Origin of the sequence: Sphingobacterium sp. HMA12, from assembly GCF_002933815.1 — a bacterium.
Taxonomy (GTDB): domain Bacteria; phylum Bacteroidota; class Bacteroidia; order Sphingobacteriales; family Sphingobacteriaceae; genus Sphingobacterium.
In genome coordinates this window covers 738740-754597 of record NZ_BEYR01000002.1, presented here as the reverse complement: position 1 = coordinate 754597, position 15858 = coordinate 738740, and the positions used below count along the sequence as shown (strand labels likewise).

The following is a 15858-nucleotide window of genomic DNA, read 5'->3' as shown; positions in this document are numbered from 1 at the left end:
TCAACGGTCGTCTTATCACTTCACTGTAACAGATTTCATGGCTTTGTCAATCACCAAAGGCACTGTGATCAAATCCAGATCATGTGAATACACCACAAACTTCTCTACCCAGCAGGGATCGAATTTTTCTTTAAATTCTTTCAATCCCTTGGGTTGACGGAAATAGGTATTATTTTCATACAAAAAATTGATAAGACGTTCCACAGGCCCCTTTTTCTTATCAAAACCTGAAAAAGGCGCCAAACCCATATTTAAATAAGAATACCCCTCTTCTTTACAATAATCCAAAAACCGGATAATCAATACATCCATATTTCCTCCGGGAGCATCCTGTAATTTCCGTATCAGGTCATAAGTCGCTTCATCAGGTGCATAGTTGGGAATGATATTCAGGAATGCCAAAATCCGGCCTTCATTATCTTCCAATGTAATCACATGGCTATTTTTAATCTTTCCTAGATCGAACATCCCCTGCGAGAAAACTCGTTCCGAACGCTTCATGTCCCTAAGCCAATGATCCGAAACGACCTGTAACTTTTGCAGCAAACCATTCGATAACGGAGCACGATATAGATTGGATACAAATCCTTTCTTCTCGATGCTATTTACTGCATTCCGCAATGATTTTCGTTTCTTGCCCTCCAATGAAAAATTGTCCACATTCACTATTGCTTCCTCACCGATCAAAAATGATTTCTTTCCGAGCTGTTTGAAGATCCCCAAATATTTACCGTCAACGCGATAGTAGACCGTTTTTAAACCTGATCGGCGGCAGTAACATTCAAAGGAATTAATCAAATCCTTTATCACGGACTCCCTATCTTCGCAGACCGGACCTTCCAGGACAATAGCAAAACCATAGCATTTTTTATAGGCAATAAACCCGCTTTCTTCATCATTCAGAAAAATTTCCTTGTCACCATAGGTCTTAAAATAATCTATCGGAGATTTACCATACCGTTCAAGTAACTTTTGAGCGAGTTCTATTTTTCCTTCCATTTCCACTGCAGCTGCCTGACAGGGGTTGACCAGCCAATAAAATAATGCGGACAGACTCACCACACTGAAAAAATTAATGGAGTACAAAAAATATTGTCCGATGGCTGTCTGCGGCGCCGCCACGTCGCCATTCAACAGCACAAAACTGTGTAATGTACTCCTTACAGCATTCCCAATTGTAAAGTCCATGTTGAAATGCCGGCTATTGAGAAAAAAGAATCCGATGATCCCATACAGCAAAACAACACCTATAGGCCACAAAACCAACCCCAGATTAAGTATTGTCAGTTTACGATTACTTTGTACAAAATAATGCCGCGATGAATAGAATAACATCAATAGCACCAGAAAAGCAAACCAAGCCTCTTCAAAATCAAGTCCTTTGGAGAGGTTGGCAACAATTGAAAGTGAACATAATGCGACAGCAACGTACCAAGCCAAGCGCAAGCCTTTCATTAAAAAGCCCGAACACATCACCAGTAAAATACCGAAAAACAGCACCGCAGCATTGGAGAAGTTCAGCGCATCATAGGAAATAAACTGCTTGAGTACTGTCACACGGCTATGAATTGCGGGCGTCAATACAGAAATGATATTGATGATACCCATCGCGAAAATAAAAACCGACGGAAGGATACGGACGAAAATATTGTCTTTATTGACAAAGAAGCTCATGCCTCCTAATGCTAATGGTCCCCAGAATTCAAACAAACGGTACAATAATGAGATCGAAATCGCCTCTTCTTCCGTATAGCCAAAACTGCTCAAAATGACGACCATCGAAACCTCAATGAGCCCGATGCCCTTCATTAAAGGGGAAAAACAATACACCAATGTACCCACCGCATAGGCAACGGTACAAGCCAACAAAGACGTATCAAACCCCAGCGCAAGCATGGCAATGTACATATGCAAAATACCCACCAGTTCAATCGCTGTCGCCCAAAGTAAGCTGTGAAATACGGACTTAAAATTGACACCGTTACCCCTGAGTTCACGCCAGGCTGTCTCCACGGCAGGAAAATAACGGATCGTTAAATGATAGGCCTTTCCTTGCTGATAAAAGGAGTAAAAATACCACCCAAAAGCAAGCAATAAAGCGGTGAAAGCTGACATTACCCCTACCAATTGCAGATTTAGGCCCGCAATCCCGACAAAAAGAAAAACGAGGAGACAAAGAATAAATAGCGATACCAAGCTAATAACCGCATATATCACGGAAGCTAGATTGGAATTCGAGTCAGAGATTCCCTCCTGATTGACCTCCTTCTTGAAAAACGCCAATGAAGTGAATCCGCCGACAGGTAAAAATACGCTGATAAAATTTCTTTTCAGAAACAAACGAGTAGCCAGACCAAGTGAAAGTTTTTGTCGCAAAGATTTGAAACTATAGACATAAACCAGTCCCTGCATAGCGATATAGGCGAAAGAAATCACAATACCTATAGCAATCCAAAATAAGGAACTCGATTGAATAAGCTGTAACGAAGAGGCAAGTTCTTGTCGCTGATTGGCAAAAAAGTATAAGGCTCCAAAGATGATTAATAGTCCCAATAAGGATTTCCAGATCAATATTTTGTTCTTCATCGTGCTACTTCGCTACTTTGTTTCTTACTGCTATTTATCTAATGACACCAATTCCTGTAAATAGTCCCAATACATTTTTTATCTATTTAAAAGTCGATACCGATTTTTGCCCGAATACCCCAAGGTGACACCCCCGGATTGTTCAGATACGTAAAACGACGAACCACATCCACCCTTAGGATCTTGAAAATATTACTGAGCCCCACACTTCCTTCCACATAAGGTCCGTTGCTGAGCGAAAACAAGCGCGGTTCCAGCGGATTTTTGGGCATCCCGTCAAAACTTTTAGTATACCGATTAGATGCATCCACCGAACCATAGAGCACTTTCAATGAAGCAATTTCACGTAGATCTAATTTCTTTATGAGCGGTATTTTATTGAGTAAAAAACCATTGAAAGAATGCTGAAGTAATAGCGAAGTGTATTTATCACTCATAAATTCCATGGAATTCATCAGATTATACGAGTTCAACTGATAGGAATAGGTCTGGTTTGCACGATGGATAATCATCAAAGGATAAGGAACCTTGCCAAACTGCACGCCTGATTCAAACACAACGTCTGCGAAACCAAATTGCGAAGCATAGAACCGCTTCTTGGCATTGAAGATAAAACGCTGGTAATTATAATCTCCACCCAAAAGCCCTTTCACCCCCAACTGTGCCACAAGTGTAAAAATAGGCTTTCCTGTAATGATGATACGGCGATACCGTTTTCCCTGATAAAGTTTCTCTTCGGGGGCCCAGCGTAACTCTGCTGTGAAAGCCGAAGTCCATAATTCCTCTCCATTACCTTTTCTGAATGCCCGGCGGTCAAACTCCAATACCCCTGCCGGACTTAAAATCTGATTAAAGAAACCCACTTTAAATGAGAAGTGATTTTCAAATTCCTGAAAATACTCTACCTGCCGACGTTGCAGATAAAACATTTTATCGTTTTCTCCCCTTCTAAAAGACAGCAAAAAATTATCGTTGTCAATAAAATTAAGATCTTGCCCTGGGACTTGAACCTCTTTACTGACCTTGATACTAAGTAACTTGACAGGAAATTTATATACAGACTGCCCATTAAAAGAATAGGTCGCACCAAGATTATATTTCCATCGTTTATCCTTGGTTCCATGAGCGCCGTATCCTTCCAATACCAAGGTTTTGCTAAACAGATCCGTTGTATTCCCTCCAAACTTAAACCGGCTACCTTCTATCGGATTAAAACTATAAAATGAAGGAATAGATCCGATCTCGATCAGCCCCCGTCCATAATAGCCCGATACGATAAGAGAACCCAAAGCCATTAGGTTTTTAAATGACTTTGATTGTTTTAAACTGTCAATGTTCCGGAAAGCTTGCTGCTCCAATTTACTGAGTTTTTCCGGTCTCGCCGTCTCCCAATCAATGGCATTCGGATTTTGAACGCCCCGACCTGTCAGTGCCTTTGCATGCGTCGCCAGTTGTGCCGTATCCAGCACAGAACGGTTGGTTACTTTTTCACCAAATAATCCCATACCGTCCTTAAAAATTCCTAGATCTATTCGAAGCAGCCCCCGGCTGAGAAAAAAACGCTGGGCCTGATCCTGCGAATAATCCAGCACAATATTCAAACCTCTTACCCAATTGATATTGGTCGCTTCATTGATCGACAATTCAGCTTGATCCAGGGCATAAGTACCATCGAGTCGGATATAGATGTATCCTGAAAAGAGCGCATCCTCCCTGTTCCGTGGTTCTACCCTAATTTTGGCATGCCAGGGTTTCGTATCTTTGAGTGTATCGACTAAATAATATTTATAGAAAGAAGGGCCTAATGTCGCAATGGGGCTTAGAAAACGCCTATTCCCGATGGATACATCCGTATCATAAATATTTGTCTCCCCATAGATTTTATCCAAATACTCATCAATACCATCTTCGTCTAGATATTGGTCCACACGGGACTGGTTCTCCCCCAATAATATAAAGGCGTTTCCCTTGGCTTTATCCAATTGGCGCTGACCAATTTTTTCATCCATATAGATGGGCACCAAGGTTCTGCCGGGATACTTTAGGGTATCCGTCCCCTGTTTTAAAAAGTCAAAACGCTTTAACAAACGAGACTTATCCACTTTTTCATTCTGTATGGACAGTGACATGGATAGTTTTTCATATTCACGATAACTACCTCCAGCTGTGTTCAAAGCATTGTTACCATCACGCTTTTCGATCACTTTGCGGATCAGATCGACCGTTGGATTATGTTTATTTGAATATTTTTTTCTTTTGGGTGCATTAACCACCACTTCCTCCAAATTCTGCTGCTCATCTTCTAACCGCACAATAAGAACTTTTCTCCCCTGTGCGACACTCATCGGAAACAGCTGCTTTTTAAAACCAACAGCGCTGAATATTAGCTCCCAATTATCGGGAACTGAGGGTAGCGAAAACAGCCCCCCCTTATTTGTGCTTACAGATTTGGTGGTATTGGAAAGTTTTACGGTTACACCCTGGATTGGCTTTTCGGTTGCGGCATCCAACACTATCCCTGTGAGTGATGCCCCTTGTCCAAGTATTCGAGAAGTAAAGAACAATAAAATCAGTAAAAAACGATATCGCATAAAAAAAACCTTGCATCTAAATTCAGTAAGATGACAAGGTTTCGCTAAAAAAGTCCTAATAAGAATGTTATCTTAATCGAATCGTATTGTATATTGTCTTAAAATCGCGGTTATAATTATGTGGGCCCGCCAATACATCGACTTTTAAACCTGCATTGTGATACATTTTTACCAGATCTTCTTCGCCATCACGGCAGAAAACATAGGTTGCTGGAAATTGCCTTAACTTCATGATTTCAGCAAGAACATCGTAGCCATTTGCTTTCTGCTTCCAGTTGAGCATCGTGGAAATAGTCACTTCAAAGCTTGCATACTGATCAGGGGACAAATAAGTTACATGACGAATGGATTTTTTTAGGGAATCTGAGAAATTACTGAGAACAAACGGTAGTACGCCCGCAGAAAATGAATGGCCAATCACGTAAATCTGTTCACAATTCCATTCCTTTTTGAAATGATCAATATAACGTTCAAAATCCCGTCCCGCTTCTTGCGGGTCTTTCTTTTTCCAAAAATATTTTTTTGCATCAATCACCAATCGAGGGTAACCTTCTTGTGTAAAATAGGACAATAAGCTCTTACTAAAATCATTGTAACCACCGTCACCCGTGATAAATACCAGCATCGTTCGTTGTTTGTTATTGCTATCCTTAAGCGGTATGACATAATTTGGAAGATTCTCCGCCCGTACGCTTGAACATAAGCAAAAAAACAAAAGCATAAGCAGCCTACCTGCTTTAAATTGTTTGGTTTTCATTTCACTAAAAAATAAATTGCGTATATCAATTGTTATTTACTGTTTCTAACATCTTTTATTGGGATCGTCTTTTGAGTTCCATCCATGACATAAAAAAATCCAAGTGTATTACCCGAAATGTTTCCTTCTACATTAGCGGGAACCGCTGACAATAGACCTTTCCATTCTGTCTCCTGAAATAGATTGTAAAGAAACCGGGCATAACGTGGTGATACAGAAAATTTAAACACCATCAGACTATCCTTCTTTGATACCTCATAATTATAGGTACGCCCCAGCAATGTATTGAGTACGTTGGGAGCTCCCAAACGGTAGCTATAGCTAAATGGCAAACGGAAGGTAGAAATATCTTCATCCGAAAAATCTTTTTGCGGCATAATCAACCATTTATTGGAAGATTTCATACCAAACAGATGCTTACTTACCTTGACTTCCCAATTGTTATTTAAACTGCTCTTTTCAACGGGTAAGAAAGCCTTTTCAATAGGTACAGTCGGTATCAATTGGTCCTGGGCTTGATACAGCTTACCGTTTAATGTGACCTGCAGTTCGAAAATACTTCCGACTGTGTCCTTTAGGTCAAATAGTTTACCCATATAAAGTCCTTCCCCCAATTCTTCGAAATCGATGGTATTGGTTCCATTCACGACCCGCACAGTAGCATCCGTAATACCCACTGTCATCCCATTAGAATGCAGTCCATCCAGCTTTTTTAATTGGATATACTGTTCCTTATACATGGTATTAATTCCACCTTCAACGATCATATCATACGATTGACCTTCATCCACCATTGACTTACTACAGGCAAACAGCAGACAACAAACGATAAAAAACAAAAACACTCTCATATTAAAATCTCATGGCATAACTGATTGAGGGTACCCGTCCCGAGAACGAGTTTTTTTGGATAGCTAAGTTCCCATTGCTATCTTCAGAAAAACTATAATAAAGGGGATTACGTTGATTAAAGACGTTATACAAGCCAAAATTCAACGTATGACGTGTACCACCTTGCCGCTGTTTTCTACTTTCCAAGTCTACTGAGCAATTTAGGTCTAATCGACTAAATGTAGGCATTCGCTGTGAATTACGACTTGAATAAACCGGCACGTAGATTCCCTCATATTCCATAAAACCCATTGGATAAGTTAGCGGCCGACCTGTATGAATCGTATAGAAACCACTAAAATGAATACTGCGCCCCAAATCGTAGGACAGACTGCTTTTGAGCACATGGGGAATGTCAAAATTGGCCACATACTCCTTTCCTTTATTGATACCATTAATCTTCCTGAAAGACCTTGACCAGCTATAGAGCAGGCTACCGGACACATTCCCAATACGTTGGTTTATGGACAATTCCACCCCATAAGCCCGACCCTTTCCCTGTCGCAATTGCGTTTCGATAAAAGGATTGAGAATTAACTGCGCATGGTCAATCAACTCCACTTGGTTTCCCATTTTTTTCCAATAGCCCTCCAATCCGAGATTACCTTTATACAACAACCTATTAACACGAAAAGAAAGCACATCTGCATACTGCGGTTTTATATTTGGCCCAGCTGGCACCCATGCTTCCAAAGAAGAAAATGCAAGTTCATCATTTTGCAAGAGTTGTAGGTACTGATAGTTTCTATTATATCCTAGGTGAACGGCATAATCTGCACCTAACTTATATTGCAAAGAAAGCCGTGGTTCTAACCCATAATACGCTTTCCTCTTCTCCGCGTCATTTGCCAATGGTTTGGACTGTCCAGTACCAAGGAGATAATAACGACCAAATGAAGTATTGAAGAAAGCATTTATCCGCGTACCAGCAATAATCCGTAATGCCGAATCCACTTTCCAATTGAACGAGATATAACCAGCGTAGTCAAAGGCCTGTGCCCGAAAAATATTGTCCTCGTTGTTATTATTTATAGGAGATATCTCTCCGGGCTTAAAACGGTGCAATGTGCCCTGCAGACCAAAATCCAAGGTACGGTCCAAACCCATAAAATAAGTAAAATCCGATTTCAGGCTGAAATCACGTATTCGAGTCAGCCAAATTTGATTATCTGGTGATTCAGGTTTACTGATATCCAACTTATTATGATAATCACTGAATATCGCAGAGAGGTTCATAAACAAACGCGAACTATGTACATGGTTCCAACGTAAGGTCGAGGTCCAATTGCCCCAACGATTTGTGTTTTTATTCGATGCAGTAACTTTGTCCTGGCCATAATAACCAGATAAATAGATGCGATTTTTATTGTCAAATGTATAATTCAATTTGATGTTATAGTCACTATAGTTCCCCTTTACATTAAACAGGCGGTAATCCGTATTCAGTGCATTAGACAGACTGGTTCGTGCTGTCGCAATAAAGGCACCTTTTCCTTTTTTAACGAAAGGTCCCTCAGCGCCTATTCGCGCGATAAGCAAACTTGCGCCACCAAAAACATGGAAGTTATTCGCATCGCCGTCTCTTGTGCTCATATCCATAATAGCAGAAAGCCGTCCACCTAAATTTGCAGGAAGTGCATCCTTATATACCTGGGTATTTTTTAAGATATCCGAATTGAAAACAGATGTCAAACCGAATAAATGCGATGGATTATAGACCACCGCCTCATCAAGCAGTATCAAGTTCTGATCTTTACCGCTACCTCTTACAAATAAATTGCTCCCGCCTTCAGTCAGTCCATTGATACCGTTTTGCATTTGCAAAACCTTCATAATATCTGCCTCCCCCTTATAAAAGGCATTTCTACGGGCGCGGGGCCAATTGACTTTATCCGTAAAATGACCTGTATATTGAACCTGCGTGGATGAATCTATATCCACTATAACCTCTTTTAAGTTCAAATCCGCAGGGGCAAGTTTAACGAGTAAGTAACCATCCTCCAATTGAGAACTTAACCGAATAGATCGGGTTTTATATCCCAAATAACTGACAAAACAGCTATAATCACCCTGAGGAAGAGTAAGCGAATAAAATCCATACTTATTACTTAAACTGCTTTTGTTCTTTTCGGGTATCATTAAAGTTGCACCAATCAGACTCTCTCCGCTCAAACTGTCCACAACTCTTCCTTTGATGGTGAACGTTTTATCCTCAGGATAAAAAATCAATACCCGATTGATCACTGTAAAACCAATTTTCGAGTCCTTCAGCAAATAGTCAAGGACATCTTCCATGCTGGATTTGTCGAAGCTCCTCCCATAAATAATATTCCTGTTAAAGATCTGCTCGTCATAAGACATGGACAGTCCATAATTTTTATGAATTTCCGTCAAAATCTGAATAATCTCCTTATTTTTAGTATCAATGGAAACCTGCATATCCGAAAGACTACTTTGGCCAGAAGATTTTAAACACGTGAAAATAAGCAGTCCGAAAAAAAAGAGAAAACGATACAGAACTATACCCTTCATAGCAACAATCCCAAGCTTCTATTCGTAGATACTGTATCCTTTTTTACTCGCTTTCCATTTCACATTTAAAGTCTTGGAAAGAATCTGCACAATTTCATTTAGTGATTGACCATCGAAATACATGCTGAGCTTCCGTGCTTTCAAATTGTCACCAACCACAACAATATTAGATTGAAAACGCTTTTCAAGATCCGAACAGATACTGTCCAGGCGTTCATTGGAGTAACTGAGTTTTTGTGCTACTTTATAGTCTTTGCCTAAATCATCGAGCGTAACTTTTGATAGTACAGCAGTCTCTTTTTTAAAGAAGCCCTTCTCGTTCTTTTGCAGGATAAGTTCTTTTGCCGCATCTCCTTTTCCACCACTCAAAGCCACAGTACCTTCTCTCACCAGCACCTCTACATCCCCCGCGAGTAAATTAACTTCGAAGGATGTACCGATATCACGAACATAATTGTCTGCCAGTTCGACCACGAAAGAAGAAGTTCGCACATGCTTTACGTCAAAAAGTGCCTTCCCTTTTTTTAATGCAACAACACGCTGCCGATTAAATGTGCGTTTATTAAACGATGCCTCTGCCCCTGCATGCAATACCATTACAGAACTGTCGGGCAGCAATATACGCTCCTGTCCCACTGTTCCATATAATTGGATTTCATATCCCATCCACCGGTCAAAGTTCAGGTAGCAGGCAAATCCAATCATCAATAACACTGCCGCAGCAACAAGTTTCATCCAAGGTTTCCAGATCGTTTTAATAGGTGTAGGCCGCGCTGCTTCATCAGTTGCCGGTACCCGATCCAACCGTTGACTAAATCTGTCCCACTGGCTATTGATATCCACATTTTTATACTGTTCCAATACAATAAGGTCATCAGATAGCATGCTGACTTCATCATATAGCTTCGGATTTTCCTCATCCTCAGAAAGCCAACGTTCAAGCAACAGCCTTTCCTCAGCGGAAATAACCCCATCCAAATCTTTCTGGATCAAGTCATAAGGAATAAATCTTGAAGTATTGTTTTCTTCCATACCTATAAGATAATAAACTGAACAAAAAGTCCTAATGAAAAAAATAAAAAGCAGATCAGGAGCAATAAATATGTTCTCTGTTTGGCTAGTGCGACCCGAATTTTATCATAGGCAATGGTCAAATGATTTTTAACGGTTTTAATGGAGATCCCCAATTGGTCCGCAATTTCTTGCTGTTTCATCTTATCGTACCTACTCATCAGAACGATTTTTCGGCACTGTGGAGGTAAACTCTGCAGTATACTTTCAATCATCAGCAGTTTAGATTCGTATAGCGCGGCGAGATCGGCCTGATCTTCATCGTCTGTCAGGTCCAAATCTTTAATATAATCATTATTTCGATCCAGTAAGCGCTGGTTCTTTTTGAGCTGATTAAGTGAAAGGTTGATCACACTACGTGACAGGTAGGCTCCTAATGATTGATTAATAGCTAGCCTGTCCGCATTTTCCCATAACATCATAAACACATCATTGGCCAGTTCCTCGGCGATTGCTTCATCTCTCACGTACCGAAAAGACAATGTATACAATTTACGGAAATAGGCTTTATAAATAGTTTCAAAAGCATTTTTATCTTTTTGAACTATTTTTTTGAGCAGGTCAACGTCGTTTGACATAGGACTTCGGTAACGCTAATAATAATCGTGTGTAAAAGTAATCAAATTCCCTGGAGATTTCATCCAATCTATCTAATTTACAACGAATGAAGCCCAAGCAATAGCTTAACGTAAAAAAAAAACAAAACGCCACACAACAAGTAAGTTTCAATTATATTTTTTATTTTTACGAAAAATATAATTGATGTTAAAAAAATATTTCCTTGCGAGTTGTATTGCTTGCATTTTATTTTCATGCGCTAAAGACAATGATCCTGAAACGCCAGAGGTAATTACACCAGAAGAAAAAGAAACAATATCCTATAGTGATAAGTTAATTAAAAATATCAATGTTCATACTGAAGTCAATACGGTTAATATTTTTGACGAAACACTAGTTGGGGTATATGACGAAGAAAACCATAAGGATTACCGATCATTTATCGATTGGGATAACGTTTTTGTGGATTCCGTAGTATGGCATATTGACGATGTTCTTCATTACAATACACGCACTGAGAGAAATCTAGCATATAGAGGGATTACATTCAACAAACCTGGTAATTATGAATTCAACCTTCTCCTTTATAAAGATAGTAAAGTTATTAAAAGATCTAGTTTGACCTTCAGAGCTATTGCAGGAAAAGATTTTTTTAATGTCAATTGGGAAAATCCACCGGCAAGTAACATTGTCGGACAGTCTTATTCCTACAAAAAAGGCTATCGCATAGATCAAACTTATGTGAAAGGGCTATATCCATATAGTTATGTGAATCTCTATTATGGTGATGAATTTCCAATACAAACTCCGGAAAAAGAAAAAGAGTATTTAATGGAAGTAGCACAAACTACGTTTGGTACACCTAAATTTGTTTCTGCACAAAATAAACAAGCGGAACTTGATGACAAGTATACTATGCTTTTCAAAAACAAGTTGAATTATACTCCAGTAGCGATTTGGGAAAACGGAGCTTCTTCAATCGCCTTAGTAGGTTCTCCGAAAGATGCCATTGAAACTTATTTCATCATTGCAGAACCTAAATATTAAAAAATACATTAAAGCCTCCATTCTGGAGGCTTTTTTCCTACCTTCGTCCTATGGCGAATCAATTGCAGTTTGAAAACTCTCCTTACCTTAAGCAGCATGCGCACAATCCCGTGGATTGGATGCCCTGGGGAGCAGACGCCTTAAAAAAGGCGAAGGAAGAAAATAAACTTATTATTGTCAGCATAGGCTATTCAGCCTGCCATTGGTGCCATGTGATGGAACGGGAAAGTTTTGAAAACTCGGCTATTGCACAGACCATGAACAAGTTTTTCGTGTCCATCAAAATCGACCGCGAAGAACGCCCTGACATCGACCAAGTGTATATGCTCGCTGTCCAATTAATGACCAATGCCGGTGGATGGCCTTTGAATTGCATCTGCCTGCCCGATGGTCGTCCAATTTATGGCGGCACTTATTTCAAACCCCATGACTGGCAAAACATCCTGCTACAGATTGCGCAGATGTGGGAAGAAAAGCCGGAGGTCGCTTTAGATTATGCCAACAAATTGGAGAATGGGATCCAACGGGCGGAGAAACTCCCCATCCATCCCATTCCCGAACAATACACACATAAGGATCTCGAAGCTATCATTTTACCATGGAGCGAAACATTCGACCAAAAAGAAGGTGGCTATAAAAGAGCGCCTAAGTTTCCGCTGCCCAACAACTGGCTGTTCTTTTTAAAGTATGCTGTTCTTACGAATGATCAAGAAATCCTGAACCATGTCCATTTTACCTTGAAAAAAATCGGTTCCGGAGGAATCTATGACCAGATTGGTGGTGGTTTTGCCCGTTATTCAGTAGACCACTACTGGCATATCCCACATTTTGAAAAAATGCTCTATGACAATGGCCAATTACTTTCCCTTTATGCCGAAGCTTATCAACAGAATAAAGATCCATTTTATAAAAGAATAATCGAAGAGACGATTGCCTGGGCCGAAAGGGAGATGCTTGCCCCCAATCATGGTTTCTACAGCGCACTTGATGCTGATAGCGAAGGTATTGAAGGAAAATACTACTCCTTTTCAAAAGCCGAATTCGATGAAATACTGGGCAAAGACGCCGAGTTATTTAGTCAATATTTTAATATTACCGAAGAAGGCAACTGGGAGGAAGAACATACGAATGTTCCCATTTGCGCCATTAATGCAGACCAAGTTGCCACAAAGGTCAATATGTCAGCTGACGAATGGGCAGATTTTTTAAAAACTTCCAAGCGGAAACTATTTGATTATCGCGAACAACGCTTACGGCCGGGCTTGGATCATAAGCAATTGACCACCTGGAATGCGCTCTTATTGAAAGGGCTAATTGATGCCTACCGTAGTCTTGGAAATCGTCACTTTTTGGATCTCGCACTAAACAATGCACAGTTTATTTGCACGGAACTGATTCAGGATAATAACTATATATTGCATCAGCCACGAGATGAAAACCGTGCGATATCGGGTTTTCTGGATGATTATGCTTTCACCATAGAAGCCTTTATCGCTTTATATGAAGCCACATTCAATCAGAAATGGTTGACCATTGCACAGCAATTGGCCGACAAAGCTATCGGATTATTTTATGATGCGGAGCAGAAAACATTTTACTATACTTCATCAGAAGCTGAAGAGCTGATCGCCCGAAAAAGTGAAATCATGGATAACGTAGTTCCCGCCTCCTCCTCGACGATGGTCCGTCAGTTGAAACGTTTGGGTTTACTTTTTAATGATGAGAATTATACCGCCATAGCTGATCAATTGCTGGCGAATGTATTTCCCCAAATCAAAACTTACGGCTCCGCTTATTCAAATTGGGCAATATTATTGCTAGAAGAAATATATGGGATCAATGAAATTGCATTGACAGGCGAGGGAGCATTAGCTTTTCTTGAGGAACTAGATCAACATTATATCCCAAACAAAATTGTACTCGGCGGCACGGAAGAAAGTCTTCCTCTCCTTGAGAATAGAATCGGAAAGGAAACAAAAGCATATCTTTGCAAAAATAAGACCTGTAGTCTTCCACAAGATTCCATAACAGCGTTAATAAATTATATTTAATAAACGGTGGCCTTAGGGCTCCAAAAATCAAAATCAGATGGCTATAAAAGCAAACGACGTCGTAGCATTGACGTACAGACTTCACACAGTAGAAAACGGTGAAAAAGTTTTCGTTGAAGAAACAACTGCAGAACAACCTTTAGACTTCTTATATGGTGTAGGTATGATGTTGCCTAAATTTGAAGAAAACATCGCTGACTTAAACGTGGGTGACAAAATTTCTTTCGAATTGGTACCAGAAGATGCTTACGGCGAAAAAGACGAAAGAGCATTCGCTCAATTACCTGTAGACATGTTCAAAGAGACAGGTTTACCTCCAGTAGGTGAAGTATTGCCTTTGCAGGACAACCAAGGAAACCAATTCCGTGCTGTAGTTGCTGAGGTAACTCCAGAAATTGTTATTGCAGATTTAAACCACCCAATGGCTGGTAAAACGTTGAATTTCGATATCGAAATCTTAACTGTACGCCCCGCTACTGAAGAAGAATTGTCCCATGGACATTCTCATGGTGTAGATGGTACGCAAGGTCACTAATCAGGGATCAAAATATAAACAGGAAAAGGGCGTCAATTGACGTCCTTTTTTTGTTTTACTTAACTCAAAATATGTAACTTGTTTCCAAAACACCCATTATGGTCACATTTGCCGAAAAAGTCATTACATTCAATAAACAGCTCGACTATCACGGGGATCTTCCTTCCGATTTTAATGTTATCAATCCCTACCTCGATAACCCTGAGACACTGGTTGTCATGCAACAATTTTACAATAAGTATTATAATGACAACCTTAAACGTAAATTTATCATCGGGATCAATCCAAGTAGACATGGGGCAGGTGTCACCGGCGTTCCTTTTACCGATACCAAACGATTATACAGTGCCTGTGGTATAAAAATGCAATCCGCTCATACCCATGAAATTTCCTCGGTCTTTATGTACGATATGATTGAAGCCTATGGCGGGCCTGATATCTTCTATCAACAGTTTTACATCAATTCCCCTTTTCCACTGGCCATCGTCCAGCATAAAAAACCCAACAACTGGATTAATGCAAACTATTATGACGATAAGCAGCTTTTTGAAATGGTGAAGCCATTTATGGTTGAATCCCTAAAACAACATATCGTTATGGGGCTCCAAACGGAGCAAATCTTTGTTCTAGGAAAGAAAAATGCTACCTTCCTCGCAAAAATCAACAAAGAAGAGAAACTATTTGGAGAGATGATTATTCTGGATCACCCACGCTATATCCAGCAATATAAATCCAAGGACAAACAACTATATATCGACAATTATATTCGCTTATTGAGTGGCTTATAAATGTTAGTAACTATGTTAATAAGCTATAAATCAGTACTAATATTGTTAATAAGTAATATCCCGGACGATAGAACGGATTAGTATTACTTCGATCCGGAGTCCGTGTTATATGCGGTATTCGAGGCCACTTCGGCTCCTTTTCGGCTTTCATTCGACACTTATTCGCCTCTTCTTCGACACTGCGCCCAAGTAATAGCGGCTTGAGAAAGAAGTCTTACCCTCATGTTTCCGACTTTAACTCGGACTCACCACGGACACATGTCGCTCTCACCACAGACTCATCTCGACTAGGGTACGAAGCTGTACCGAAGCAGATACGAAGCTGCATCGAACCGCCATCGAAGCAGCAATTTTACCACCATACCAAATTCGAAAAAGACCCTTGCCTGCATCACGGATAAAAACATCCAATGTAATTTTCGTAATGGGGTTTTACTAGCTATTATAAATT

The 15858-nt window shown here is 40.1% G+C and carries 11 protein-coding genes; 4 read left to right on the top strand and 7 right to left on the bottom strand.

All coding sequences use genetic code 11. The features are described 5' to 3' along the window. Positions 1-15: 15 nt before the first annotated feature. From HMAT_RS16550 to HMAT_RS16520, 7 genes are all read right to left on the bottom strand, one after another. Positions 16-2586 (bottom strand): flippase-like domain-containing protein, encoded by a 2571-nt coding sequence (locus HMAT_RS16550; RefSeq protein ID WP_104383935.1) that lies wholly within the window; start codon positions 2584-2586, stop codon positions 16-18. A gap of 86 nt (positions 2587-2672) precedes the next feature. After that, positions 2673-5177: a DUF5686 and carboxypeptidase-like regulatory domain-containing protein gene (locus tag HMAT_RS16545; RefSeq protein WP_104383934.1), complete on the bottom strand. Its 2505-nt coding sequence runs from the start codon at positions 5175-5177 to the stop codon at positions 2673-2675. 67 nt (positions 5178-5244) lie between these two features. Continuing rightward, on the bottom strand, positions 5245-5934 hold the full coding sequence (locus HMAT_RS16540; RefSeq protein ID WP_104383933.1) for an AcvB/VirJ family lysyl-phosphatidylglycerol hydrolase: 690 nt from the start codon (positions 5932-5934) through the stop codon (positions 5245-5247). 32 nt (positions 5935-5966) lie between these two features. Continuing rightward, a complete protein-coding gene (locus HMAT_RS16535; protein WP_104383932.1) occupies positions 5967-6785 on the bottom strand; it encodes a DUF4249 family protein in 819 nt (272 codons plus the stop codon). Between the two features lies 1 nt (position 6786). Next, a complete protein-coding gene (locus tag HMAT_RS16530) occupies positions 6787-9357 on the bottom strand; it encodes a TonB-dependent receptor (RefSeq protein ID WP_104383931.1) in 2571 nt (856 codons plus the stop codon). 18 nt (positions 9358-9375) lie between these two features. Further along, on the bottom strand, positions 9376-10389 hold the full coding sequence (locus HMAT_RS16525) for a FecR domain-containing protein (RefSeq protein WP_104383930.1): 1014 nt from the start codon (positions 10387-10389) through the stop codon (positions 9376-9378). A 2-nt stretch (positions 10390-10391) separates the two neighbouring features. Then, the gene (locus tag HMAT_RS16520) at positions 10392-11006 is read right to left on the bottom strand and encodes an RNA polymerase sigma-70 factor (RefSeq protein ID WP_104383929.1); all 615 of its coding nucleotides are present in this window, start codon (positions 11004-11006) and stop codon (positions 10392-10394) included. Between the two features lie 184 nt (positions 11007-11190). Here HMAT_RS16520 and HMAT_RS16515 point away from each other — a divergent pair, with 184 nt between their 5' ends. The 4 genes from HMAT_RS16515 (at position 11191) to HMAT_RS16500 (ending at position 15407) form a co-directional block, all read left to right on the top strand. Next, on the top strand, positions 11191-12033 hold the full coding sequence (locus HMAT_RS16515; RefSeq protein ID WP_104383928.1) for a hypothetical protein: 843 nt from the start codon (positions 11191-11193) through the stop codon (positions 12031-12033). Positions 12034-12083: 50 nt separating this feature from the next. Further along, a complete protein-coding gene (locus HMAT_RS16510; protein ID WP_104383927.1) occupies positions 12084-14084 on the top strand; it encodes a thioredoxin domain-containing protein in 2001 nt (666 codons plus the stop codon). 37 nt (positions 14085-14121) lie between these two features. Continuing rightward, positions 14122-14619, top strand: coding sequence for a peptidylprolyl isomerase (locus HMAT_RS16505; protein WP_104383926.1), 498 nt, complete (start codon positions 14122-14124; stop codon positions 14617-14619). Between the two features lie 98 nt (positions 14620-14717). Continuing rightward, positions 14718-15407 (top strand): SMUG2 DNA glycosylase family protein, encoded by a 690-nt coding sequence (locus tag HMAT_RS16500; RefSeq protein ID WP_104383925.1) that lies wholly within the window; start codon positions 14718-14720, stop codon positions 15405-15407. Positions 15408-15858 lie beyond the last annotated feature (451 nt).

Bases quoted from the DNA above. Each gene is read 5' to 3' on its own strand.
- HMAT_RS16550 (WP_104383935.1), bottom strand. From the start codon at position 2,586: ATGAAGAACAAAATATTGATCTGGAAATCCTTATTGGGACTATTAATC.
- HMAT_RS16545 (WP_104383934.1), bottom strand. From the start codon at position 5,177: ATGCGATATCGTTTTTTACTGATTTTATTGTTCTTTACTTCTCGAATA.
- HMAT_RS16540 (WP_104383933.1), bottom strand. From the start codon at position 5,934: ATGAAAACCAAACAATTTAAAGCAGGTAGGCTGCTTATGCTTTTGTTT.
- HMAT_RS16535 (WP_104383932.1), bottom strand. From the start codon at position 6,785: ATGAGAGTGTTTTTGTTTTTTATCGTTTGTTGTCTGCTGTTTGCCTGT.
- HMAT_RS16530 (WP_104383931.1), bottom strand. From the start codon at position 9,357: ATGAAGGGTATAGTTCTGTATCGTTTTCTCTTTTTTTTCGGACTGCTT.
- HMAT_RS16525 (WP_104383930.1), bottom strand. From the start codon at position 10,389: ATGGAAGAAAACAATACTTCAAGATTTATTCCTTATGACTTGATCCAG.
- HMAT_RS16520 (WP_104383929.1), bottom strand. From the start codon at position 11,006: ATGTCAAACGACGTTGACCTGCTCAAAAAAATAGTTCAAAAAGATAAA.
- HMAT_RS16515 (WP_104383928.1), top strand. From the start codon at position 11,191: ATGTTAAAAAAATATTTCCTTGCGAGTTGTATTGCTTGCATTTTATTT.
- HMAT_RS16510 (WP_104383927.1), top strand. From the start codon at position 12,084: ATGGCGAATCAATTGCAGTTTGAAAACTCTCCTTACCTTAAGCAGCAT.
- HMAT_RS16505 (WP_104383926.1), top strand. From the start codon at position 14,122: ATGGCTATAAAAGCAAACGACGTCGTAGCATTGACGTACAGACTTCAC.
- HMAT_RS16500 (WP_104383925.1), top strand. From the start codon at position 14,718: ATGGTCACATTTGCCGAAAAAGTCATTACATTCAATAAACAGCTCGAC.